23 protein-coding genes are annotated in these 22,994 nt (G+C 61.4%); 18 read left to right on the forward strand and 5 right to left on the reverse strand.

Features of this window, described 5'->3' with window-relative positions; translation table 11 throughout:
• Window positions 1-13: 13 nt before the first annotated feature.
• Complete coding sequence (locus AB5Y97_RS08830; RefSeq protein WP_041206016.1) at window positions 14-1,282, reverse strand: IS4-like element ISAeme4 family transposase; 1,269 nt, start codon at window positions 1,280-1,282, stop codon at window positions 14-16.
• 100 nt (window positions 1,283-1,382) lie between these two features.
• On the opposite strand from AB5Y97_RS08830, the gene AB5Y97_RS08835 reads away from it, so the two are divergent.
• From AB5Y97_RS08835 to AB5Y97_RS08850, 4 genes are read left to right on the forward strand one after another with little or no spacing between them, the layout of a single operon-like run.
• Window positions 1,383-2,627, forward strand: coding sequence for a 2-hydroxycarboxylate transporter family protein (locus AB5Y97_RS08835; RefSeq protein WP_368157627.1), 1,245 nt, complete (start codon window positions 1,383-1,385; stop codon window positions 2,625-2,627).
• 23 nt (window positions 2,628-2,650) lie between these two features.
• Window positions 2,651-4,201: an NAD-dependent malic enzyme gene (locus AB5Y97_RS08840; RefSeq protein WP_368157629.1), complete on the forward strand. Its 1,551-nt coding sequence runs from the start codon at window positions 2,651-2,653 to the stop codon at window positions 4,199-4,201.
• A 17-nt stretch (window positions 4,202-4,218) separates the two neighbouring features.
• On the forward strand, window positions 4,219-5,787 hold the full coding sequence (locus AB5Y97_RS08845; RefSeq protein ID WP_069526286.1) for a sensor histidine kinase: 1,569 nt from the start codon (window positions 4,219-4,221) through the stop codon (window positions 5,785-5,787).
• Between the two features lie 3 nt (window positions 5,788-5,790).
• Complete coding sequence (locus AB5Y97_RS08850) at window positions 5,791-6,486, forward strand: response regulator (RefSeq protein ID WP_139735660.1); 696 nt, start codon at window positions 5,791-5,793, stop codon at window positions 6,484-6,486.
• Between the two features lie 76 nt (window positions 6,487-6,562).
• On the opposite strand, the gene AB5Y97_RS08855 is transcribed toward AB5Y97_RS08850, so the two are convergent.
• Window positions 6,563-7,462, reverse strand: a complete 900-nt coding sequence (locus AB5Y97_RS08855; protein ID WP_368157632.1) for a DMT family transporter — start codon at window positions 7,460-7,462, stop codon at window positions 6,563-6,565.
• 233 nt (window positions 7,463-7,695) lie between these two features.
• Between AB5Y97_RS08855 and AB5Y97_RS08860 the strand changes: the two genes are divergently transcribed.
• On the forward strand, window positions 7,696-8,481 hold the full coding sequence (locus AB5Y97_RS08860) for a helix-turn-helix domain-containing protein (protein WP_236361801.1): 786 nt from the start codon (window positions 7,696-7,698) through the stop codon (window positions 8,479-8,481).
• Between the two features lie 80 nt (window positions 8,482-8,561).
• On the opposite strand, the gene AB5Y97_RS08865 is transcribed toward AB5Y97_RS08860, so the two are convergent.
• A complete protein-coding gene (locus AB5Y97_RS08865) occupies window positions 8,562-10,079 on the reverse strand; it encodes an aldehyde dehydrogenase family protein (RefSeq protein ID WP_042079825.1) in 1,518 nt (505 codons plus the stop codon).
• A gap of 236 nt (window positions 10,080-10,315) precedes the next feature.
• On the opposite strand from AB5Y97_RS08865, the gene AB5Y97_RS08870 reads away from it, so the two are divergent.
• The 11 genes from AB5Y97_RS08870 to AB5Y97_RS08920 all read left to right on the forward strand — a co-directional run bounded on the left by AB5Y97_RS08870 (window position 10,316) and on the right by AB5Y97_RS08920 (window position 20,316).
• Window positions 10,316-11,995: a sigma-54-dependent Fis family transcriptional regulator gene (locus AB5Y97_RS08870; RefSeq protein ID WP_201947461.1), complete on the forward strand. Its 1,680-nt coding sequence runs from the start codon at window positions 10,316-10,318 to the stop codon at window positions 11,993-11,995.
• A gap of 129 nt (window positions 11,996-12,124) precedes the next feature.
• On the forward strand, window positions 12,125-12,544 hold the full coding sequence (locus AB5Y97_RS08875; protein WP_201947463.1) for a VOC family protein: 420 nt from the start codon (window positions 12,125-12,127) through the stop codon (window positions 12,542-12,544).
• A 101-nt stretch (window positions 12,545-12,645) separates the two neighbouring features.
• Window positions 12,646-13,335: a phosphate regulon transcriptional regulator PhoB gene (phoB, locus tag AB5Y97_RS08880; RefSeq protein ID WP_005338414.1), complete on the forward strand. Its 690-nt coding sequence runs from the start codon at window positions 12,646-12,648 to the stop codon at window positions 13,333-13,335.
• A gap of 8 nt (window positions 13,336-13,343) precedes the next feature.
• Window positions 13,344-14,639, forward strand: coding sequence for a phosphate regulon sensor histidine kinase PhoR (phoR, locus tag AB5Y97_RS08885; protein ID WP_201947465.1), 1,296 nt, complete (start codon window positions 13,344-13,346; stop codon window positions 14,637-14,639).
• A 178-nt stretch (window positions 14,640-14,817) separates the two neighbouring features.
• Window positions 14,818-15,792, forward strand: coding sequence for a PstS family phosphate ABC transporter substrate-binding protein (locus AB5Y97_RS08890; protein ID WP_005338411.1), 975 nt, complete (start codon window positions 14,818-14,820; stop codon window positions 15,790-15,792).
• A gap of 181 nt (window positions 15,793-15,973) precedes the next feature.
• Window positions 15,974-16,780 carry a M48 family metallopeptidase gene (locus AB5Y97_RS08895; RefSeq protein WP_005338409.1) on the forward strand — a complete coding sequence of 269 codons (807 nt, stop codon included), beginning with the start codon at window positions 15,974-15,976 and terminating at the stop codon, window positions 16,778-16,780.
• Entirely contained in the window at window positions 16,768-17,274 is a 507-nt protein-coding gene (locus tag AB5Y97_RS08900; RefSeq protein ID WP_058059158.1) for a GNAT family N-acetyltransferase, read from the forward strand. Before AB5Y97_RS08895 ends, AB5Y97_RS08900 begins: the two co-directional genes overlap by 13 nt.
• 108 nt (window positions 17,275-17,382) lie before the next feature.
• Window positions 17,383-18,285 (forward strand): ROK family protein, encoded by a 903-nt coding sequence (locus AB5Y97_RS08905; RefSeq protein WP_005343908.1) that lies wholly within the window; start codon window positions 17,383-17,385, stop codon window positions 18,283-18,285.
• 41 nt (window positions 18,286-18,326) lie between these two features.
• Window positions 18,327-19,052 (forward strand): copper homeostasis protein CutC, encoded by a 726-nt coding sequence (locus tag AB5Y97_RS08910; RefSeq protein ID WP_201947467.1) that lies wholly within the window; start codon window positions 18,327-18,329, stop codon window positions 19,050-19,052.
• 149 nt (window positions 19,053-19,201) lie between these two features.
• Window positions 19,202-19,813 (forward strand): FKBP-type peptidyl-prolyl cis-trans isomerase, encoded by a 612-nt coding sequence (locus AB5Y97_RS08915; RefSeq protein WP_005338405.1) that lies wholly within the window; start codon window positions 19,202-19,204, stop codon window positions 19,811-19,813.
• Between the two features lie 188 nt (window positions 19,814-20,001).
• Window positions 20,002-20,316 carry a DUF2845 domain-containing protein gene (locus AB5Y97_RS08920; protein WP_368157636.1) on the forward strand — a complete coding sequence of 105 codons (315 nt, stop codon included), beginning with the start codon at window positions 20,002-20,004 and terminating at the stop codon, window positions 20,314-20,316.
• 52 nt (window positions 20,317-20,368) lie between these two features.
• Here the strand turns inward: AB5Y97_RS08920 and AB5Y97_RS08925 are convergent, their stop codons facing one another.
• Window positions 20,369-20,587, reverse strand: coding sequence for a DUF1107 family protein (locus AB5Y97_RS08925; protein ID WP_201947471.1), 219 nt, complete (start codon window positions 20,585-20,587; stop codon window positions 20,369-20,371).
• Between the two features lie 203 nt (window positions 20,588-20,790).
• On the opposite strand from AB5Y97_RS08925, the gene yfcD reads away from it, so the two are divergent.
• Window positions 20,791-21,273, forward strand: a complete 483-nt coding sequence (gene yfcD / locus AB5Y97_RS08930; protein WP_201947473.1) for an NUDIX hydrolase YfcD — start codon at window positions 20,791-20,793, stop codon at window positions 21,271-21,273.
• A gap of 83 nt (window positions 21,274-21,356) precedes the next feature.
• Here the strand turns inward: yfcD and AB5Y97_RS08935 are convergent, their stop codons facing one another.
• Window positions 21,357-22,283 (reverse strand): phenylacetate--CoA ligase family protein, encoded by a 927-nt coding sequence (locus AB5Y97_RS08935; RefSeq protein WP_139735652.1) that lies wholly within the window; start codon window positions 22,281-22,283, stop codon window positions 21,357-21,359.
• A 155-nt stretch (window positions 22,284-22,438) separates the two neighbouring features.
• Between AB5Y97_RS08935 and AB5Y97_RS08940 the strand changes: the two genes are divergently transcribed.
• Window positions 22,439-22,912, forward strand: coding sequence for a peroxiredoxin (locus AB5Y97_RS08940; RefSeq protein WP_005358893.1), 474 nt, complete (start codon window positions 22,439-22,441; stop codon window positions 22,910-22,912).
• Window positions 22,913-22,994: the final 82 nt, after the last annotated feature.

Below are 22,994 nucleotides of genomic sequence, written 5' to 3' on the forward strand. Positions count from 1 at the left end.
CATATACAGGACCTTAAGAAAACACTTCATTTGAAATTCCTTCTAAGGTCCTGTTCTGTATCGATTTTCGCTGCTTGGTTCGACGGGCATTTTTCGCCAAGTAAACGGCAGCCCATTCCAGACGCTCTCTTATTTCCACCAACACCCGATGAGCCACCGCTTCCAATAACGGGAACCACCAGGTTCCGCTATTTTTCGCCGCTTTCAGTGTGGATAAACCGTCCCCCATCAGCGTCTGAGCTACCCGTCTTTTCATCACCAGCGACAACAGGCTGGCCCACACCAGCCCCTCGGCAATGGCTTTCTGACCTGTCACAAAGCCCTTGAGCCGGTTGTGCGACTTCCACTCCTTAAACAGCAGCTCCACCTGCCAACGACAGCGGTACAGGCTCATCACCCGCTCTGCTGGCCATGCCTCTCGTGGCAGATTGGTCATCCAGATACAGAACCGTTTCTCCTCGGCAAACCAGCGTCGGATCAGCCGATACTCGAACTTGCCCGATTTCACCACCATATCCAGTACCTCTGCCCGACAGTGCCGCCGTCCAGCATCCTTGAGTGACAGGCCCGCCAGCTTCGGCACTTCCCGTTCGTCACCGCGCCATGCCCGGATAATCTTCGGGTTCAGGCTCTTACTACCCCTGACCAGATAGAAACCGCCCGCCTCGTTTAGTTTCGCAAAGTAGGCCATATCGATGTAACCCGCGTCCGCCAACAGCAGGCTGTTATTGAGCCGCTCGGGCTCAGGCAGGAACTGGCGCTCTGACGCCGTATCGGCAGAGACCTGCATGCAAACTGGACTTTGCTCCAATAGAGACATGAGCATATGACACTCGATTGCCGCCGGGCTAATGGTCTTGAACCTTCCCGGAAACACTTCGGCCAGGCTTTTGTGGACGGCAAAGGAAGTACCATCCTGCAACAACACCTGTTTGAATGCGCCAAGGGATGCAGTCTTCATCTGTTGGCCGATACGCAAGGCGATAGCCCGTTCAACCAGCGCCTTCATGAACAGGGCGAACGACGCTTTGCGCAACTGGTTGTGAAAGGGCTTGTAGGAAACCTGATGGGCATCAACCAGTTGCAAGGCATTGAAATGATGGTGCAATCCAGCGATACCATCGACCTGGTCGCAGCCAAGTGCCCGCAAGAGTGCAGTCACCAGCATGGCAGGCGTAATGGCTCGTTTGCGCAAGCAAAATTGGCAGTCACGGGCAATGCGGTCGAGTTCGGCAGGAGAGAGAAGTTGCTCAAGATAGTGGTTGGCATCGATAATGGTCATGGCTTCGTGCGTGGCGGTTTTGTTTGGCGATAAAATCAGATCACAATCGAAGCCATTTTTATATCTATTTCAATTGGTTGCTGCTAAAGATCCTGTACATGTGCCGCTCTTTATATTTCTGGGGCTGGCGACCTGCGTTCTCTTTTCCGGCTGGAATGGCTCGTTGCCGCTGGGCATGGTCGGTGCACTGGCACTGATGTTTGTGCTGGGCACCCTGCTGACCGAACTGGGCGAGCGGATCATGCCGATCCGCGAATACCTGGGGGGCGGCACCATCCTCGCCATCTTCGGCGGCGCCGCCCTGTTCGAATATCAGCTGCTGCCGGTGCCGGCGGGGCAGGTCATCACCAACTTCATGAAGGAGGGGGGCTTTCTCAACTTCTTTATCGCCAGTCTGGTGACCGGTTCGGTGTTCGGTATGAGCGGCGCTTTGCTGAAAAATGCCGCCATGCGCTACCTGCCGGTCATTCTTGGCGGCGTCGCACTAGCACTGCTGAGCGTGGGGCTGGTCGGCTCCCTGATGGGGTATGGCTTTAAGAATGCGGTGCTGCTGATCGGCCTGCCGATCATGGGCGGCGGCATGGGGGCTGGCGCGGTGCCGTTGGTAGAGATCCTCTCCGGCCCGATGCAGATGTCCAGTGCCGATCTGTTGTCACGGATGGTGCCAGCGGTGGTGATCGCCAATACCCTGGCCATTCTGGTGGGCTCCCTGCTGGCGCGGCTCGGTCGCCGTTACCCCTCCCTGACTGGCAACGGCAAGCTGATGGTTAAAGAGAGTAGCCAGAGCATTGCCGATGAGCAGGCCGAAGCGCCGACCTTGCAGAGTCTGGGTATGGGGCTCTTTATCAGCTCCAGCATGTTTGTGCTGGGTTCCCTGCTTGGCAACTTTATCCCCATGCACCCCTTCGCCCTGATGATTTTGGCGGTAGCCTTTATCAAGGTGAGCGGCCTGCTGCCGCGCCGTTATGAACAGGCGGCGGCCGACTGGTATCAGTTTGTGGTGAGCAACCTCACCCCCTCCCTGCTGGTGGGGATTGGTGTCGCCTACACCAGTATTCCGGAACTGATCAGCGCCTTCTCCATCAGCTACTTCGTGCTGGTCATGGTCACCGTGATTGGCGGGGCTCTCGGTGCGGCTCTGGTCGGCCGGATGATCGGCTTCTATCCCATTGAGGCGGCCATCACCGGCGGGCTCTGCATGGCCAACATGGGCGGCACCGGCGACGTAGCCGTGCTCTCGGCGGCCCAGCGGATGAAGCTGATGCCCTTTGCCCAGATCTCCTCTCGCCTTGGTGGCGCTGTGATGCTGATCCTGGCTACTGCTCTTATCTCCCTGCTCGCCTGATACCGGATTGAGGAACAAACAAAATGAACGACATCATGATGGGCACCAGCCTGCCCTATGCTGAGCGCAAGCGTCAGGGGGTGCGGGGGCGTATGCCTCACAAGGAGGAGTCCCTCTCCCAGCAGCGGCGCCGGATCTACCGGTTGGTCAGCGCCATGCAGAGTCCGTTTGACCAGCATCTGCTGCTGCGTCAGCTGCAAGAGGACAACCCGGTACTCTTCTACGGTCTGGTGCGTCACCACCTGCCGGAGCTGCTGCCGATCATCTACACCCCGGTGGTGGGGGAGGCGTGCCAGCGCCACAGCGATCTCTATCTGCGCAGTCACGGTCTCTACCTCTCCTGGCATGACAGGGACGATCTTGACGATATCCTCGAGTCGGTGGAGCAGGAGGTGGACGTGATCGTCATCTCCGACGGCGAGCGGGTGCTGGGGCTTGGCGATCTCGGTATCGGCGGCATGGGGATCTGTATCGGCAAGCTGGCGCTCTACTCCGCCGCGGGTGGCATCAACCCGGCCCGCACCCTGCCGCTCTGTGTCGATGTGGGCACCAACAATCCCGAGCTGCTGGAGGATGACTCCTACCTCGGCTGGCAATCCCCGCGCATCGACGGCGAGAGCTATTACCACTTCATGGACAAGGTGGTGGCCGCCATTCGCAAGCGCTGGCCGCAGGTGGTGCTGCAGTTTGAAGACTTTGCCGGCAAGCATGCCGCCAACCTGCTGACCCGTTATCGGGACGAGCTCTGCATGTTCAACGACGATATTCAGGGCACGGCGGCGGTCGCCTCCGCTTGCGTGCTGGCCGGGTTGCAACAGGCGGGGACCACCCTCAGTGATGCCCCGGTGCTGATCGTCGGAGCGGGCTCTGCCGGCTGCGGCATCGCCGCCATGCTGGCCCAGCTGGCGGGGAGTCACGACGGCGTCTGGCTGTTTGATCAGGATGGGGTGGTCTGCAGCGATCGTCCCAATTTGACCCGCGCCCAACAGCCATTTGCCCGTGCCGTGGAGGAGGGGAGCAGTTCGCTGCTGGAGACCATCCGCCAGGTGCGCCCGGCGGTCTTGATTGGCGTGAGCGGTCAGGGCGGCCTCTTTACCTGCGAGGTACTGCAGGCGATGGGGGCGGTGTGCGATCAGCCGGTGATCCTGCCACTCTCCAACCCGACCCGCAGCGCCGAGGCCACCCCCGAGCAGGTGTGGGCCGCCACAGATGGCCGCGCCTTGCTGGCCACCGGCAGCCCCTTTGTGCCGGTGACGGTGGCAGGGGAGCGGCGGGTGGTCTCCCAGTGCAACAATGTCTATGTCTTTCCGGGTATTGGTCTCGGAGCCTGCGCCGTCAAGGCGCGCCGCATCAGCGATGGCATGTTGCTGGCCGCGGTGCGGGCAGTCGGCGCCTATCCGCTGGTGGCGGGCCGGCTGTTGCCCCCCATCGAGCAGGTGGGAGAGGTGGCCCGCGCCGTCGCCAGAGCGGTGGCGCTCTGTGCCCGCGAGGAAGGATTGGCTGATTTTGTCGGCGATCCGGCTCCTTTGATTGACCAGACCTGGTGGCATCCGCACTATTGGGCTGCGTCCTGACGTTTTAAGGTATGTGCATGAAACTTCGCCACCAGTTGGTCACCCTCTCTCTCGGGCTCTCCCTGCTGCTGATCCTCATTCTGGGCAGCCTGCTGGCTCTCTTTATCCGTCATCTGCTGGAGAGCAACCTGCAGGATAAGGGGAGCGATCTGGCACGGGTCATGGCGGCCGATACCCGGGTGGTCGAGGCCCTGCGTCAGGGCAGTGATCCTACCCTGCGCGACTACGTGGAGGCGGTCTGCAACCGCACCGATGCCACCTATATGGTGGTGACCGATGAGCATGGTCGCCGCCTCAGCCACCCCAACCCCGAGCTGGTGGGGCAGAAGTTTCGCGGCGAGGATATCTGGCCTGCGCTGCAGGAGCGGCGCAGCTACTGCTCGAAAGATCGGGGCACCATGGGGCCGGCGATCCGCTGCTTCTCCCCGGTGGTGGGTGGTGACGGGCGCGTCATGGGGGCCGTGGTGGTAGGCTACCTGATGCAGCAGGTGGAGGGCATCTATATGGAGCGGGTGGCCCTGCTCATCTGCGCCATCGTTGCGGTGCTGGGGTGCGGCCTGCTGTTGGCACTCTGGGTGCAATACCTGCTGCGCAAGACCCTGCTCGATCTGGAGCCGGAGGCGATCGTGCGCCGCTTCACCCTGCAGGATCTGGTGCTGGAGCACATCACTGAAGGGGTCATCGCCCTCGATGGTCGCGGCAACATCAACATGATCAACAGCACCGCCAGCTACCAGCTGCGGCTGCCGGTTACCGGGCGCCACGCCCTGCAGGGGCAGTCGCTGGCGGAGCTGGTGCCACCCCTTGCCCCCTGTCTGGAGCAGGAGGGTGGGGAAGTGAGCTTCACCATTCAGGGGGAGTCCTTCGTCGGCCGCTGGCAGGCGGTGCAGGGCAAGGCGCCGGGGCGGCTGCTGATCTTCAGCCGTCCGGAGGTGGCCGCCAGTCTGGGGGTGCAAGTGACCCATCTGCGTCAGTATGCCGAGATGCTGCGGATGCAGAGCCACGAGTTCGCCAACAAGCTGAGCAGCCTCTCCGGCCTGTTGCAGCTGGGCCATGTGGATCAGGCGGTGGAGCTGATCCAGCAGGAGAACGAAGCGTGCCAGACCATGCTGCAGGAGCTGCTGCGGCTGATCGACAACAAGCCGGTGGCGGGGCTTATTCTCGGCAAGTTCAGCCGGGCTCGCGAGCTGGGGGTGACCCTGGAACTCGATCCCGATTCGGCGCTGGCGGAGTATCCGGCCTCGGTCTCGGCCGATCTCATCACCCTCATTGGCAACCTGCTGGACAACGGCCTGCAGGCGGCCTGGCGCAACCGCCAGCAGCGGCCGCCGCGGGTGCTGCTCTCCCTGTGCGATGTGGGACGGCGGTTGGTGATCGAGGTGGAGGACAGCGGCGAGGGGGTCGACGAGGAGCTGGCCGATCATCTGTTCGATTACGGGGTGAGTCGCCAGAGCGGCGATCACGGGGTGGGTCTGTTCCTGGTCAAGGAGACCGTGGGTCGGCACGAGGGTGTGATAGAATGGCGGCGAACCGCCGAGCAGACCACCCTGTTTGGTATCTACTTGAATAAAAACCAATTAATGTGAGCCATGGACCCAATAATCACGCTTGTTATTGAAGATGACGATCGGATCGGTGCCATCTTGTCAGAACTGGTGGCGGCGACATCCGGTTTCTCCCTGCTGGGGCGGGCCGGCACCCTGGCCCAGGCCGATGCCATGATGGCCGGTGTGGTGCCCCAACTGCTGCTGGTGGATGTCTCCCTGCCCGATGGCTCCGGCCTTGAGTGGGTGAGCCGCCTGCGCAGCCACAACCGCGAAGCCTATGTCATCATGGTGACCGCCTCGCGGGATGTGGAGACCATCCAGCAGGCCCTCAATCTGGGGGTTCATGACTACGTCATCAAACCATTGCGGCTGTTTCGCATCCAGCAGAGCCTGGACGAGATCCTGCAACTGCACAGCCGTCTGTGCGAGCGGGGTCGGCTGGAGCAGGAAGATCTCGACAAGCTGCTGGGCAAGGGGGGGCGCTCCCAGATCAAGGAGATGCGTGTCACTCCCAAGGGGATCGACAGCATCACCCTGCGTCAGGTGCTGGATCTGCTGGCGGGTGAGCCGGAGAGCGTCTTCTCCACCGACACGGTGGCGCTGCGACTCTCCCTCAGCCGCACCACGGCGCGCCGCTATCTGGAGTATCTGGAGTCGGAAGACAGAGTCGATGTGGATCTCAACTACGGTCAGCGGGGGCGGCCGGAGCGGCGCTACCGCTGGCGCCGGGCCGGTTGAGATGCGCACTGGAGTGCATTGCAGAAACAACAAGGGAGCCATGGGCTCCCTTGTTGTTTCCGGACGATGTTGGTTCTCAGGCGGTTTCCCGTTCGGCTACCGGCGCATGCCCCTTCAGCTGGGAGGTCATCACCCCGCCCAGGATCAGCCCGCCACCCAGCAGGTGATAGCCGTGGATCGGTTCGCCCAGGCCGACGACGGCGATCAGCGCCGTACAGAGCGGCATCAGGTTCATAAAGACCGAGGTGCGCTCGGCGCCCATGCAGGCGAGGCCGCGCATCCAGCAGTAAGCCGCCAGCAGGGAGGAGGCGAGCCCGGCGAAGAGCACCAGTCCCCACCCTTCGGCCGGTACCGCCATCGAGTCGGCGCTGAGGGCGAGCGGCACCAGCAGCAGTACCGCCAGCAGGATCTGCATATAGAGGTTGAGCCAGGGGCCAAACGGCAGGTGCCAGCGGCGGATCAGTAGGCCGTAAAGGGCGTAGCTGGCGGAGCCCAGCAACATCATGCCATCCCCCGGGTTGATGCCGTTATGGAGCAGGGCCAGTGGTTCGCCCTTGCCAAGCAGCCAGAGCACCCCGAACAGGGAGAGACTCATGCCGAGCAGTGCCTGTTTGCCGGGACGCTGGCCGAAGAAGAGCGCCCCTTGCAGCAGAGTGAGCAGCGGAATCAGGGAGCCGATCACCCCCATATTGGTAGCCGAGGTGCTGTGGGCGGCGTAATAGGCCAGACACTGGTAGAGCACCATACCGAGCGCCGCCAGCACCAGCAGCTTGCCGAGCCAGGGGCGAACCTCGCTACGGCGGCGCCACAGCTGCGGCAGGCAGAAGGGGGTCAGTGCCAGAGCGGCGATCACCCAGCGATAGAAGGAGATAGCCGCAGGGTCGAGCACGCTGGCGGCCGCCTTGGAAACCACGGTATTGGTAGCCCAGATCAGCACAGCCATCAGCGGAAAGAGAAGAGGGGAAAAGATTCGCATCAGAGGCTCCTTATTAACAGGGGGCCAAGTCTACCCTTGTCTTTATATTATCAAGTAGCGTAAAACAGACAGATGACCCAGCAGAAAAGACAACTCTTTCTGATGTACCTTATTCCGGCTCATATGGACTGCGTTTGCCCGCAACTGATGGCTGCTTTTGGCCTGTGCCGGAGACCGAGCCAACAGGGCGTTGCATCACGCCTGCACCTCTCTCTCGCTGACAAGGGGCGCTGATGGCCACTCACCACTTTCAGCCGGTAGATGTCGTTCTGCCCGCTCCCAATCCGCTCTTTTTCAGTTACCAGCAGATGCTGGCCGACAGCGCGACCGTGCTGCACTCCCACCCCTGGGGCCAGCTCAATATGATCAGCCTGGGGATCATGGAGATAGAGCTGGGGGATCAGCGACTGGTGGCCCCTGCCGACTATCTTATCTGGGTACCGGCGGGTCTCGACCACACCTCCTACAACGAGCAGACCCTCGACTACACCTCCATCTACGTCAGCCACGAGCTGGCGGCCAAGCTGCCGCCAGAGCCCAGATTGCTGCTGCTAACCCCACTTATTCGCGCCCTGCTGAGCGATTTTTGCGAACGGCGGGTAGGCCATATGGTGGATGAGTGGGATCAGCGACAGGCCGAGTTGCTGGTGGAGCGACTGGCGCGCACCCGTTGTCAGGAGAGCTACCTGCCGATGAGTCAGGATAAGCTGCTGGCTCCCATGCTGGCGGCGTTACACAGCGATCCTGCCGATCCCCGAACTCTGGCCCAGTGGGCCGGACAACTGCATACCACAGAGCGCACCCTGGCGCGGCGCTGCCTGCGGGAGCTGGGGATGAGCTTCGGTCAGTGGCGGGCGCGGTTGCGGCTGCTCAAGGCGCTGGCCTGGCTCAAGGGGGACATGCCCATTCAGGAGATCAGCTGGCGGCTCGGTTACGGCTCCACCTCGGCCTTTATCGCCATGTTCAACCGGGAGCTGGGCTGCTCCCCTCAGCGTTATCGCCAGCAGTCAGGCCGATAACAAATCGCCGGACATGTCATCTGATGAAGCAAAACAAGGAGGGCGCCCGCAGGCGCCCTTTCTGATGACATTCGCTTGCGCTAGAAGAAGCCGAGCGGGTTGATGTCGTGACTTACCAGCAGATTCTTGGTGTTCTGGTAGTGGTCCAGCATCATCTTGTGGGTCTCACGGCCGATCCCCGACTTTTTGTAACCGCCAAAGGCGGCGTGTGCCGGGTAGGCGTGGTAGCAGTTGACCCAGACCCGGCCAGCCTGAATGCCACGCCCCATGCGCCAGGCCAGATTGCTGTCACGGGTCCACAGGCCTGCCCCCAACCCGTACTGGGTGTCGTTGGCAATGGCCAGAGCATCCGCCTCGTCCTTGAAGGTGGTGACCCCGAGCGCCGGCCCGAAGATCTCCTCCTGGAACACCCGCATCTTGTTCTGACCGGAGAAGATGGTGGGCTGGATGTAGAATCCCCCCTCCAGTCCGCTCACCTTGGCCGGGCCGCCGCCGATCAGCATCTTGGCCCCTTCGCCGCGGCCGATCTCCATGTAGCCCAGGATCTTGTCGAACTGCTCGCGGGACGCCTGGGCCCCCACCTGAGTGGCGGTATCGAGGGGGTTGCCCTGCACTATGGTGCGGGCACGGGCCAGCACCCGGTCCATGAAGTCGTCATAGATGCTGGCCTGCACTAGCGCGCGGGAGGGACAGGTACATACTTCCCCTTGGTTGAAGAAGGTCATCAACATCCCTTCTACCGCCTTGTCGATGTAGCTGCTCTCGTGCTGCATCACGTCGGCGAAGTAGATATTGGGGGACTTGCCCCCCAGCTCCACGGTGGAGGGGATCAGCTTGTCGGCGGCGCAGCGCAGGATATGGGCGCCCACTTCGGTCGAACCGGTAAAGGCCAGTTTCTGGATCCGGTTGCTGGTGGCCAGCGCCTGACCGGCCTCGGCGCCGAAGCCGTTGACCACGTTGACTACGCCGGGGGGCAGGATGTCCTTGATGAGATCCATCATCAGCATGATGGTGACCGGGGTCTGCTCGGCGGGCTTGAGCACGCTGCAGCAACCCGCCGCCAGCACAGGGGCCAGCTTCCAGGCCGCCATCAGCAGCGGGAAGTTCCACGGGATGATCTGGCCGACCACGCCGATGGGCTCCTTGAAGTGGTAGCTGACGGTGTTCTGATCCAGCTCGGCGGCCGAGCCCTCCTGAGCGCGAATGCAGCCAGCGAAGTAGCGGAAGTGATCCACCACCAGCGGCAGGTCTGCCGCCAGGGTTTCACGCACCGCCTTGCCGTTCTCCCAGGTTTCGGCGATGGCGAGCCGTTCGATGTTCTGCTCGATGCGATCGGCGATACGCAGCAACAGGTTGCTGCGCTCGGTGACGCTGGTTTTGCTCCAGCTGGTGAACGCCTTGTGGGCGGCATCCAGCGCCAGCTCGATATCGGCGGCGTCGGAGCGGGCGACCTCGCAGAATACTTTGCCATCCACCGGCGAGATGTTTTCAAAGTAGCGGCCAGCGCGAGGAGCCACCCACTCACCACCGATGAAGTTGTCGTAACGGGATTTGAAGCTGACCAGGGCACCTGCCTGACCGGGAGCGGTATAAATCATCTCATCATCCTTTATGTGTGTGATCCTGACCGGACTGGCTGACAGACCGGTTGCCAGCTGATATCGCAAGGGGCGTGCCAAAGGGTCTGACCAGCAGGCAGAAGGTTACAAAAACGTTATCAAATGGGATATGGCAGCGTATCTTGGTTAACCAATGACCACGGCTATTGCGATAAAACTGTACCGTTTCTGGACAGTGGCCGAGACAGTCGTGCTGTTTGTGAACAGGAGGCGTGATGAGTGAGTCACTTCAACCCGGTCCCGGTCCGATCCAGCGTTCCTGGCAGCGCTGCCTGCATCAGGGGCTGAGCCGCCAGCAGAGTGCCGATCTGGACTTGCTGCCCCAGGGGGAGCTGTCGGCCCGTCAGGAGCAGCACAGGGCTCTGATTTCCTGCTTCCAGCGCTTCGTGCTGCCGCTGTTTGCCCAGTTGCTGGCGGGTCGCCCCTGTCGCCTGTTGTTGTGTGACGGTGAGGGGGCCATTCTGGCCGCCAGTGGTGATGAGGGGTTCGCCCGCCATGCCGAGCGTATCTTTTTGCGCAGTGGCGCCCGCTGGGGTGAGGCGAGCAAGGGCACCAACGCGATCGGTACCGCGCTGGCCGAACAGAGTGAAGTGCAGGTGCTCGGCAATCAGCACTTCTTCGCCCAGCACAGCTTCCTCAGTTGCAGCGCTTGCCCGTTGCTCGGGCCGGATGGGCAATTACTGGGGGTGCTCGATATCTCCACCGATGCTGCCCATCACGATGGCGATATGCTGGGCACGGTGCGGCTGCTGGCAATGACCCTGGAAAACGCACTACTGGCGCGTCAGCCGGGCTGGCTGGTGGATCTCGATCCCCAGAGCCTCTGGTCCGCTCGCCTGTTGCTGGGAGAGGAGGGGGAACTGCTCGGCGCCAACCGGGCAGGCCGACTCTGGCTCGGCCTGCACCCTTTCGATGGCAGGCAACTGCTGCGCGAGGGGCGTGGCTTGCGGCTGTTGCCAGAAGCGGACGCGACACCTTCCCGCGCCGTCCTGCCGGGTCACTCAAGCTCGGTGCTACCTCCGCAGCAGGTGCCGCTCAAGATGCTGGAGCGCGGCATTTCGTTGCTTATCGAGGGGGAGACCGGCAGCGGCAAGGAGCATCTGGTGCGGGCCCTGCACCGAGCGTCGAGTCGGCGGGAGCAGCCACTGGTGTGCGTCAACTGCGGCGCGTTACCAGCAGATCTGGTGGAAGCCGAGCTGTTTGGCTATGTGGGCGGGGCCTTCAGCGGTGCCCGCAGCCAGGGCAGTCAGGGTTATCTGCGCGCAGCCCACGGCGGCATGCTGATGCTCGATGAAATTGGCGAACTGCCGCTGCAGGCTCAAACCCGACTGTTGCGGGTATTGCAGGAGCGCAGCGTGACGCCGGTTGGCAGTCACAAGCCGGAGGCGGTGGATTTCTGGCTGGTCAGTGCCAGCCACCGGGATCTGGCGGCCATGGTGCAGAGTGGCGCATTTCGCGAAGACCTCTATTACCGGATCTGCGGCTGGCGCCAGCAGCTGATGCCGCTGCGCCGTTGGCCTGCCGCTGAGCGTCTGGGGCTGATCCAGCGACTGTTGGCGGAGATGGACCCGACCCTGCGTCTGACCCGCGATGCGGAGCAACAACTGCTGGCCCATCCGCTGCCCGGCAACGTGCGTCAGCTCAAGCAGGCACTGGAAGTGGCCTGTGTGCTGGCAGAGGGGTTGGGTTGGATAGAACCCGCCCACCTGCATCTGCCCAGTGTGGCCACAGAGCCCGGCGCCTTGCCGATGGGGGAAGCGACCAGCTTGCGTGAACAAACCCGGCGGCAGGTGCAGCAAACGCTGGCGGCATGCGGCGGCAATGTCAGCGAGGCCGCGCGCCAGCTGGGGATCAGCCGCACCACCCTCTACCGGACGCTGCGCGAAGCCCCTTGAGTGCTCACTCCCCCTCACCGGTCGTTTTCAAGACTCACATGACGGCTGGAGCCCTGCCCATCCAGCCGCTATGATGCGCCCTGGCCGGGGCTTTGCGCCCGTTGACTCATCCGTTGAGGTTTTTCTGCCATGTCACAACACATAGGGGCGCTGACCCTGCTGGTGGCTGATTACGATCAGGCCATTCGCTTTTTTACCGAGGGACTTGGCTTTGCGCTCCTGGAGGACACTCGGCTCGATGAACCGGGCAAACCGGGCAAACCGGGCAAGCGCTGGGTGCGGGTTGCCCCCAAAGGCGCCTCCGGTTCCGCGCTGCTGCTGGCACAAGCGGCCAATGCGCAGCAGCAGGCCGCCATCGGCCAGCAGGGTGGTGGCCGGGTATTTCTGTTCCTCGAGACCACTGATTTCTGGGGGGATTACCAGCGCATGCAGGCGTACGGTGTGCATTTTTGTGAACAGCCCCGTGACGAGCCTTATGGCACCGTGGTGGTGTTTGAGGATATCAGCGGCAACCGGTGGGACTTGTTGCAACGTACTGCTGCCAACTGAATCTGAAAACGTTTATCATCCCGCCTGTCATAAAGTCATAAAAGTGTCACAGAAAATTCTAATAATTGGCGCACCCATCTTCACAGAGGAGAGAGAAGGGAATGGCTAAGCGAATTCTGGTGGTCGAGGACGAAGCACCGATCCGCGAAATGCTCTGCTTCGTGTTGGAGCAGAAGGGATATGAGACGATTGAAGCGGAAGATTACGCCGATGGACTGGCGAAGGTGCGCGAACCCTACCCCGAACTCATCGTGCTCGACTGGATGATGCCGGGCGGCAGTGGCATCCAGTTTATCAAGCAGCTCAAGCAGGATGAGGTGACGCGCCAGATCCCGGTGGTGATGCTCACCGCTCGCGGTGAAGAGGAGGACAAGGTGCGTGGTCTGGAGGCCGGTGCTGACGACTACATCACCAAGCCGTTCTCGCCCAAGGAGCTGACCGCTCGCCTCCATGCGGTGATGCGCCGCGTGTCGCCCACCTCGGTGGACGAGGTGATCGAGGTGCAGGGGCTGAAACTCGATCCTGTCTCCCACCGGGTCAGTGCCGAAGAGAAGGCGCTCGACATGGGGCCGACCGAATTCAAGCTGCTTCACTTCTTCATGACTCACCCCGAGCGGGTCTACAGCCGTGAACAGCTGCTCAACAATGTCTGGGGTACCAATGTGTACGTCGAGGATAGAACCGTGGATGTGCATATTCGTCGCCTGCGCAAGGCGATTGAAGAGACAGGGCACGACAGATTGATCCAGACGGTGCGTGGAGCCGGATACCGCTTCTCAACCCGTCTCTAGAGGCAGTTATGTTGCAACCTTACGCCTGGCGGCGACAGTTGTGGCGAATGGCGTTTTTTTACGCCCCCTTCGCATTGGTTGGCTGGTTGATTGATCATCTTGCCCTCTGCCTGTTGGTGGCGGCCGTGTTGCATCTGGGCTGGCACTATCGCTTCCAGAAGCGTCTCTCTGACTGGCTGTGGCACGACCGCAGCCTGGTGCCCCCCAGCGGCAATGGCAGTTGGGAGTACATCTTCAACGGTATCTACAAGTTGCAGCAGCGTCACCGTGCCCGTCGCCGCGAGCTGGCGGGGCTGATCCGCCGCTTCCGGGAAGGTGCCGAGGCGCTGCCCGATGCCGCAGTGGTGTTTCGCACCGATGGCAGCATCCTCTGGTGCAACCGGCTGGCGGAGCAACTGCTCGGTTTTCGCTGGCCGGAGGATGCCGGCCAGCATATCGGCAACCTCATTCGCAATCCGGCCTTTAACGCCTATCTGGGCAAGGGGGTGTATGACGAGCCCCTCGAGATGCACTCCCCGGTCAACGAGGAGAAGTTTCTCGAGTTTCGCATCATGCCCTACGCCTCGGATCAGGCGATGCTGGTGGTGCGCGACGTCACCCGTTTGCGCAGTCTCGAGAAGACCCGCAAGCACTTCGTTTCCAACGTCTCCCACGAGCTGCGCACCCCGCTGACCGTGCTCAAGGGCTATCTGGAGATGACCGAGGAGCCGCCCCCGCCCGCCATGTGGGCCAAGGCGCATCGGGTGATGATGGAGCAGACCATCCGGATGGATAATCTGGTTAATCAGCTGCTCACCCTCTCCCGTATCGAGGCGGCTCCGACCGTGGATCTCTCCCATCTGGTGGACATGCCTGCCATGCTGGGGCTGCTGGAGCAGGAGGCGCGGGCGCTCTCGGGCGAACGGGCCCACCAGATCGAATTTGTGGTGCAGCCGAATCTGCTGGTGCGCGGGGATCAGGAGCAGCTGCGCAGTGCCGTCTCCAACCTGGTCTATAACGCCATCCACTACACCCCGGCGGGGCGAAAAATTACCGTGGAGTGGCGCAAGCAGGGGGCGATGGCGCTGTTTGCCGTGAGCGATGAAGGGGAGGGGATTGCCCCCGAGCATCTGGCACGGCTGACCGAGCGGTTCTATCGGGTCGACAAGGCACGCTCGCGCCACACCGGCGGCTCAGGCTTGGGCCTTGCCATCGTCAAGCATGCCCTCAGTCATCATGACTGCCAGCTCGATATCGAGAGTCGGGTTGGCCTTGGCAGCCGCTTCAGCTTTCTCATTCCGAGCCGCATGGTGGTGATTAAATAGTCTTTTATGGCAATGAGTTAGCTGCAAAAAGAGGGCCTTTGAACGGGCCCTCTTTTCATTTGTTCAAATCTGTCGCCATGTCATTAAAGTGTCACATTAAATCCATAAATTTGTCACTGCCAGGTCAGATACTGGCGCCGTCTTAAGAACGGACCTTCTGTAACTTTGGAGAGATTGGATGAAACTCAACAAACTGGCTGGTGTAATCGGATTCACCGCAGCAACCCTGTTTTCTGTCAGCGCCCTGGCTGCCGGTGTGGATAAAGACCTGCCGGATTACACACCGACCAGCGGCATTTCGGGCAACCTGTCCTCTGTCGGCTCGGACACCCTGGCCAACATGATGACCCTGTGGGCCGAAGAATTTAAGCGTTTGTACCCCAACGTCAACGTGCAGATCCAGGCCGCCGGTTCTTCTACCGCCCCGACTGCCCTGACCGAAGGTGTTGCCCAGTTCGGTCCGATGAGCCGTGCCATGAAGGCTGGTGAAGAGGAAGCATTCGAGAAGCGTTACGGCTACAAGCCGACTGCCATCCGCGTTGCAGTCGATGCCCTGGCGGTGTTCGTCAACAAGGACAACCCCATCAAGGGGCTGACCATGCCGCAGATCGACGCCATCTTCTCCAGCACCCTGAAGTGCGGCGAAGCCAAGGCTGCCACCAAGTGGTCTGATCTGGGTCTGGACGGCAACTGGTCCAGCAAGGATCTGCAACTGTTCGGTCGCAACTCCGTATCCGGTACCTACGGTTACTTCAAGGAGCACGCCCTGTGTAACGGCGACTTCAAGAGCGGCGTGAACGAGCAGCCGGGCTCTGCCTCCGTGGTGCAGTCTGTCTCTGCCTCCCTGAACGGCATCGGCTACTCCGGTATCGGTTATGTCACCTCCGGCGTGCGTGCGGTACCGCTCTCCAAAGATGGCAAGACTTTCATCGAAGCGACCTCCGATAACGCCATCACTGGCAAGTATCCGCTGTCACGCTTCCTGTACGTTTACGTGAACAAGCATCCGAACAAGCCGCTCTCCCCGATGGAGCAAGAGTTCGTCAAGATGATGCTCTCCAAAGCAGGCCAGAACATCGTTGCCAAAGATGGCTACGTGCCGGTGCCGGCCAAGGTGGTACAGGCTGACCTGAAAAAGCTGGGTATCATGTAACTACCGGCAGTCAGCATGCCCTGATAAAACGAGCCCCAAGCGGGCTCGTTTTGTTTTTGGCGGCTGTCAGTTTTGTTAATAACGCAGGATGGATATTTTTCCGCCAGCCGAGGGCTGGCTCCCTTGCGTAGCAGGGCGGCATTTCCGAGAATAGGGCAACGTTATGGCAAAGGATCCCTTCATGATTGCGTCCCTCACCAAGTTTGGCATGGTAGCCCTCTGTAGTTCCCTGCTGGTCGCCTGCGCCCAGTCGCCGACCGGCCGCAGCCAGATGCTGCTCTACTCTCCCCAGCAGATGAACCAGCTGGGCGCCGACTCCTTCGAGCAAATGAAGAAGCAGGAGAAGGTGAGCAAGGATGCCAAACTCAACGCCTATGTCTCCTGTGTTGCCAAGGCTGTGACCGCCCAGGTGCCAGCCAGCTATGGCATCACCAACTGGGAAGTGGTGGTGTTTGACTCCAAACAGGTCAACGCCTTCGCCCTGCCCGGCGGCAAGATCGGGGTCTACAGTGGCCTGCTCAAGGTGGCCAAGAATCAGGATCAGCTGGCGACCGTCATCGGCCACGAGCTGACTCATGTGCTGGCCCAGCACTCCAACGAGCGACTCTCGCGCAGCCAGCTGGCGGGGATCGGTCTGGCGGCCGCCGACATTGCCATGGGCACCAGCGAGTATCGCGGCGCCACCATGGCCGCCCTTGGCCTCGGGGTCGAGGTGGGGGTGATGCTCCCCTATGGCCGCACTCAGGAGAGCGAAGCGGATCGGCTCGGACTTGAGCTGATGGCGCGTGCCGGGTTCAATCCGGCCGAGGCGATCCCCCTGTGGCAAAACATGAGTGCCGCCGCCGGTGGCAACACCCCGCCGCAACTGCTCTCAACCCACCCGAGCAACGAGAACCGGATCGCCGAGTTGCAGGCGCAACAGGCGCAAGTGCTGCCGCTCTATGAGCAGGCCCGCGCCAACGGTCTGGTGCCCCAATGCAAGGCATAAGCCTGCGCATGGCGCGCAGCGACGATGCCGCCGCCATGACGGTGATGCAGCGAGCCAGCTGGCTCGCTGCCTATGGCAAGGTGCTCGGTGCCGACCTGCTGGAGCAGCTGGACGTCACCGCCCATCTGCAGATCTGGCAGAGCCGTCTGGCCGAGCCGGGCCCAAGGCCCATGCTGCTTTGTCTCGATGAGGTGGTGATTGGCCTGCTCTACTGGCAACCACAGCAGGAAGCGGGGCAGAGCAGCGCCCTGATCCGCGCCTTTTACCTCCATCCCGACCATTGGCGACAAGGCTATGGCAAACGGCTGTGGCAGGCGGTGGCGATGCAGATGCGCCGCGCCGGCTGCCATAGCGTCAAATTGTGGCTGCTCGATGGTAACCACATCGGCGAGGGGTTCTACCTGCGCCGTGGCTTCGTCTTTGATGGCGAGGAGCGTACCCTGATAAGCCTCGGGCAGCCCTGCCTGCAGCGACAAATGAGCCGTTTGCTCTGATCACTCTCCCGTTTTTCGCCTTCGGTCACTTTATTTTTTTTGCGAATTAATACAATGTCCCCCTTGGAACAGAGTTGGATAAACACGGGCTGACAAGGGAGTGCTGGCATGTATTACGGCTTTGATATCGGTGGCACCAAGATCGCTTTTGCGGTCTATGACGGTGCATTGAACCTCTGCCACGAGGAGCGCATGAGCACCCCGGGCAACGATTACGAGGGGTTGCAGCAGCTGATCCGCTCCCGGGTCGAGCAGGCGGATGCCCGCTTCGGCGCACGGGGCTCGGTCGGTATCGGTTTTCCCGGTGTCATCAATAGCCAGGATCACAGCATAGTGGCGGCCAATCTGCCCTCCATCAATGGTCGCCATCTGGGCGCAGATCTGGCCGAACTGCTGGAGCGGCCGGTCAAGGTGGATAACGACGCCAACTGCTTCCTCTGGTCCGAAGTGCATCAGGGTGCCGCCGACGGCGCCGGCAGTGCGCTCGGCGTCACCATCGGTACCGGCATCGGCGGCGCTGTTTATCTGGCGGGCAAGCTTATTCAGGGGCGCAACTGGCTGGCTGGCGAGATTGGTCACTACCCATTGCCCGCGACCATGCTGATGAAGTACCCCGAGTTGCCCCGTCCCCGTTGCGGCTGCGGCCGTCTGGTCTGTTTTGAAACCTATGCCTCCGGCACCGGTCTGGAGCGTCTCTATCACCATTTCCATGGCCAGCGCGCCACGGGTCACCAGATTGTGGGGCGCTTCGAGGCCCATGAACCCCATGCGGTCGAGACGGTCGACTGCTGGTTGGAGATCATGGCCGCCGGGCTTGCCACCGCCATTTCGGTGATTGATCCCGAGGTGGTGGTATTGGGGGGCGGCCTGAGCGGCCTGCCCGCCCTCTATGAACAGCTGCCGCTGCGTCTGCCCGGCCACTTGCTGCCCGGGGTCGCCCTGCCCGAGATCCGCCAGGCCCGCTTCGGCGGTGCCGGTGGTGTGCGCGGCGCAGCCTTGCTCAATCTATGAGATCAGATGTGGGGTCTGATCTCCACGAAAAAGGAGTCCTCATGACCCGTCTTGAAATCTGTATCGACAACCTGGAATCCCTGTTTACTGCCCAGCAATCCGGGGCGGATCGCATCGAGCTCTGCTCTGCGCTGGGTCTGGGCGGCCTGACCCCCTCCTACGGTTTTATGCAGCATGCAGCCCGCCATGCCACCGTGCCGGTTTATGCCATGATCCGCCCGCGTGCCGGGGATTTTTGCTTCAATGACGGCGAGTTCGAGATGATGCTGCAAGATATTGCGGCCGCACGTGCTGCGGGGCTGCAAGGGGTGGTGGTCGGTTTGCTGGATGAGGAGGGGCGGGTGCCTGCCGCCAAGCTCAAACAGCTGGTGGATGCAGCAGGATCGTTGGGGGTCACCTTCCATCGCGCCATCGACCTCTCCTCCGACTGGCGCCTCGATCTGGAGACCATAGTCGCTGCCGGTTGTGAGCGCATTCTGAGCTCGGGCCATGCGCCGACCGCGTTGGCTGGGCTGGAAACCCTGCAGGAGATGCAGCAGGCGCTGGCGGGGCGTGCCAGCCTGATGCCGGGGGCCGGGGTCAATGCCGACAACGTGCGTACCATCATCGAGTTCACCGGGGTGAGCGAAGTGCATATGTCCGGCATGGGCTGGCGCGGCGGCATGGTGCCGCACGGAGTGAATATGGGCACCTCGGATGATGGCCGGGTCAATATCACCGATGGCGCCAAGGTGGCCGCGGTCAGAGCCTTGCTGGATCGCGGTTAAGCAGATCGCCGCCGTTGGGCGGCGTTCATCCGCATCTTGTGTGAAGTTCCTCCCACTGACGGGGAAATCAGGGGCGCCCCGGCAGCACCCCGGCCAAAAGTCTGATATTATCCCGCCTCTTTACTACATGGATCTGGAGCAACATCTCAATGTCCCAATACGACTCTATCGAACAGAAGGCCAGCTATGGCATCGGCCGCAACATGGGTGATCAGCTGGCGCAGCAAGCCTTCGCCGGTCTGGATATCCCGGCCCTGCAACAAGGTCTGGCAGATGCCCTGAATGGTCTGGAGTTCGCGGTCAGCCGTGACGATATCAATGATGCCTTCCAGGTGATCACTGCGCGTATGCAAGAAGAGCAGGAAGCCGCCGCCAAGGCCGCTGCTGCTGACGGCGAAGCCTTCCTGGCTGACAACGCCAAGCGCGCTGAAGTGAAGGTGACTGACTCCGGTCTGCAGTACGAAGTGCTGGTAGAAGGCAACGGTGCCGTTCCGGTAGCCGGTCAGTCCGTGCGTGTGCACTACCACGGTACCTTTACCCACGGTGGTGTATTCGACAGCTCCGTTGCTCGCGGCCAGCCGGCTGAATTCCCGGTGACCGGCGTGATCGCTGGCTGGGTTGAAGCGCTGCAGCTGATGCCGGTTGGTTCCAAGTGGAAGCTCTACATCCCCCACGATCTGGCCTACGGTGCCCGTGGCGCGGGCTCTATCCCGCCTTACTCTGCACTGGTATTTGAAGTCGAGCTGCTGGACATCCTGTGATCCTGCTGGCTTGATGCAAACGGCGACCCTCGGGTCGCCGTTTGTTTTTGGGTTATGTGATAGACAGTATTTGTCGCGGTCAGCAGGTTGGAGAGCAGAAAAGGGCGGCTTTTTTGCGCCATTGACTGGTTGTTTCAGAAACGGGAACAGGCATACTGCGACTCATTAGAGAGGATATGGAGAACCCGATGAGCAATAAGATGAAGAATGTAGCGGGGCTTGCTCTGTTGCTGCTGAGCATTCCGGCCAGTGCCGATGCCATGCGCTGCAAGAACGCCCTGATCAGCGAGGGTGACAGCACCGCCGAAATGCTGCTCAAGTGCGGCGAGCCGATGTTGCGTGAAGAGCTCAACCGCAACGAGGAGAACCAGTTTGGCAACATGGTGCAGGTCAAATATGGTGAACGCTGGACCTACAACCTCGGCAAGAACGAGTTCATGCGCTTTGTGACGGTGCGCAACGGCATCATTACCGATATCGAAAACGGCCCGCGCGGCGAGTAGCCGGCGGGCAAAGCATGGATGCACAACAGACAGTAGGGCAAGACCCTTTGACTCACATGTCCGGCAAGGGGTTGTGGTGACCAAGTTGTCTGACCGCCAGATTGATCTGGCGAGCCAGTCTTAGCCGCTGGCGGCAGGTCAGGCCATGGAGGCTGATCCTGCCTGCGTTGAATTCAAATGTCCCCAGCGACTCGATGGCAAAATAGCCTCGATGAAAGCTCTTGATGTAGCGAGCGATCTGCCGTAGGGATAACTGCTTGAATACCTTCATCACACGGTTCCCTGATTGCCTGGACAGGGCACACTATGGTGTCGGTCGATGACACTGATATGACGGTTTATAAAGATTTGTGTGAATCCTTATTTTGCCTGTGGGCTCGGCAAATTGACGGCATCATCGAAAAAGTTGTGCCATGGCAAACCACCGCACCGATATACTGCGGGCTTGAATGGAACAAATAAAAGGGCCTGTGCGTGGAATGGGTTGATGTGGTGGACGAGGATAACCGGGTGATTGGCGTGGCCGAGCGAGCCAAGGTGCGGCGGGAGAATCTCTGCCATCGCGCCAGCTATATTCTGGTGCTCGACGACGCGGATCGGATCCTGGTGCAGCGACGCACCCTCAGCAAGGATTTCTGCCCCGGTATGCTGGATGCCTGCGCCGGTGGCGTGGTCACCACCGGTGAGGAGATGGAGCGCTCCGCCCGCCGCGAGCTGGCCGAAGAGCTGGGGATTATGGATATTCCACTGCAGGGCTTTGGCAGCTTTTATGCTGAAGGGGAAGGCTACCGGGTTTGGGGCGGCCTCTTCAGTTGCCGTTATCAGGGGCCGCTGCAGTTGCAGGCCGAAGAGGTGAGCGCGGTGCACTGGATGAGCCTGGCCGAGATTGCCGAGCGCGCCAGCGAATTTACCCCCGACTCCCTGCTCGCCATCGCCACCTGGCAGGCAAGGCGCTGACCAACTTCATATATTTTCTTCTCCAGAGACAAGACGGGCAGCCTGATGGCTGCCCGTTTGCATTTGTGCATTGACTTGGCCTGCTACACCAGCTTGAGGCGTCGGTTGGTGCGCCCGCAAGCGCTCGGCTTGGCGAGCCAGTGACCTTGCCAGTCGGTGGCTAGCCGCAGCAGCGGATACTCCAGATCGAGCCGGGTCACCACCAGCTGGCCTGTTTCATCGCCACTCACGGGATTGCCGCTGGCGGGATCGATGATTTCGACGATGCAACTCTCGTTGACGATAAAGCCCTGACCGGGCTGACTCTCGTAGGCCACCACCCCCACATCCTGCCATACCAGACAGTTGAGGGCCGCAATGCCGTGAATGGCGCGCAGCGGCGCGGTTTCGGGATGGGTGGCTTCGCACAATAGGGCGCGGCGCAGCGAGTCGCTCGGGATCTCCGCCGCCTCGGCCGCTTCCAGCAGGTCGAGCAGGGTCACCAGCGGGCCGACGTAGCCGGTGGGTTGATAGCGCAGCAGTGCCTCCAGCTGGCGCTGGGTATCATGGGGGCCGCAGGGTACCACTGGAGCCCCCAGCTGGCGGGCGCCGTTATCGAAGATAAAGGCGGTGGGGCCAGCGTGATAGTCGTGGCCGTTGAGCATCACTTCCCCCGCCTTGAAGCCGGCGGCAAACAGCGCCCGGGCGGCGCCCCACCAGTCTGCACCCGCATACTCGGGGATGGCCAGCTGGCCCGGACAGGAGAAGACCCGCAACGCCTGACTGGCGGGGCGGCCGGTGAGACCGGCAAAGGGGGGATGAGCCTGCTGGGCGGCAAAGAGTTCTTTGCTGTCGAGCAGTGGCAGGGTGGCCAGCTCTGCCAGATCCTCGAGGCGGCACTGGCGATAGGCGCTGGAGTAACCGGCGCAGTATTGACTGACATGGGTAAGCTGATGATTGAGCTGGTCCAGTTGCTGCTGTTCACGCATGGTGGGGGGACGAATTTCCAGACCATCGTAATAGTGTTGCATGGGGCCTCCTGGCGCCGTGAAACCAGCTCAAGAGTAGTCTGCCCAAGGGGAAAATGCCTGCCGCTATCCATGGTCAGGCTCAGAGCCGCTGTTAGGCGGCATCGTCACTCTGGGATAAACTGGCGACTTCCCATCACGACTCAGGACGAGAAATCATGATTGCTGTAGGACACCCCCTGCCTGCGGGCGAATTTACCTTTATCACCGCCGAGGGCAAGCAGCTGCGGGATAGCCAGACGCTGTTCGCCGGTAAAAAAGTGGTGCTGTTTGCGGTACCCGGCGCCTTTACTCCCACCTGCTCCAATGCTCATCTGCCCGGTTATGTGGTGCTGGCCGATCAGTTTATGGCCAAAGGGGTGGATGCCATCTGTTGTCTGTCGGTCAACGATGCTTTCGTGATGCGGGCCTGGCAGACGGCCCAGAATGCCGAGGCGATCACCATGCTGGCGGATGGCGATGGCAGCTGGACCCGGGCGCTGGATCTGGCCAAGGATACCGGCGCCTTTGGCGGCATCCGTGCCCAGCGCTTTGCGTTGATCGCCAACGATGGTGTGGTCGAGCAGCTGTTTGTGGAGGCGCCGGGCAAGTTTGAGGTCTCCGATGCCGCGAGCCTGCTGGCTGCACTGTGAAATGTTAATCACGGTTTGATTTCCCCTTGAAATGGGAGGTGGCACAGCTACACTGGCGCCACTTTCCCATGGTGCCTGCCCG

The organism is Aeromonas sp. R10-2 (assembly GCF_040908445.1).
In the GTDB taxonomy this organism is placed as follows: Bacteria; Pseudomonadota; Gammaproteobacteria; order Enterobacterales; family Aeromonadaceae; genus Aeromonas; species Aeromonas veronii.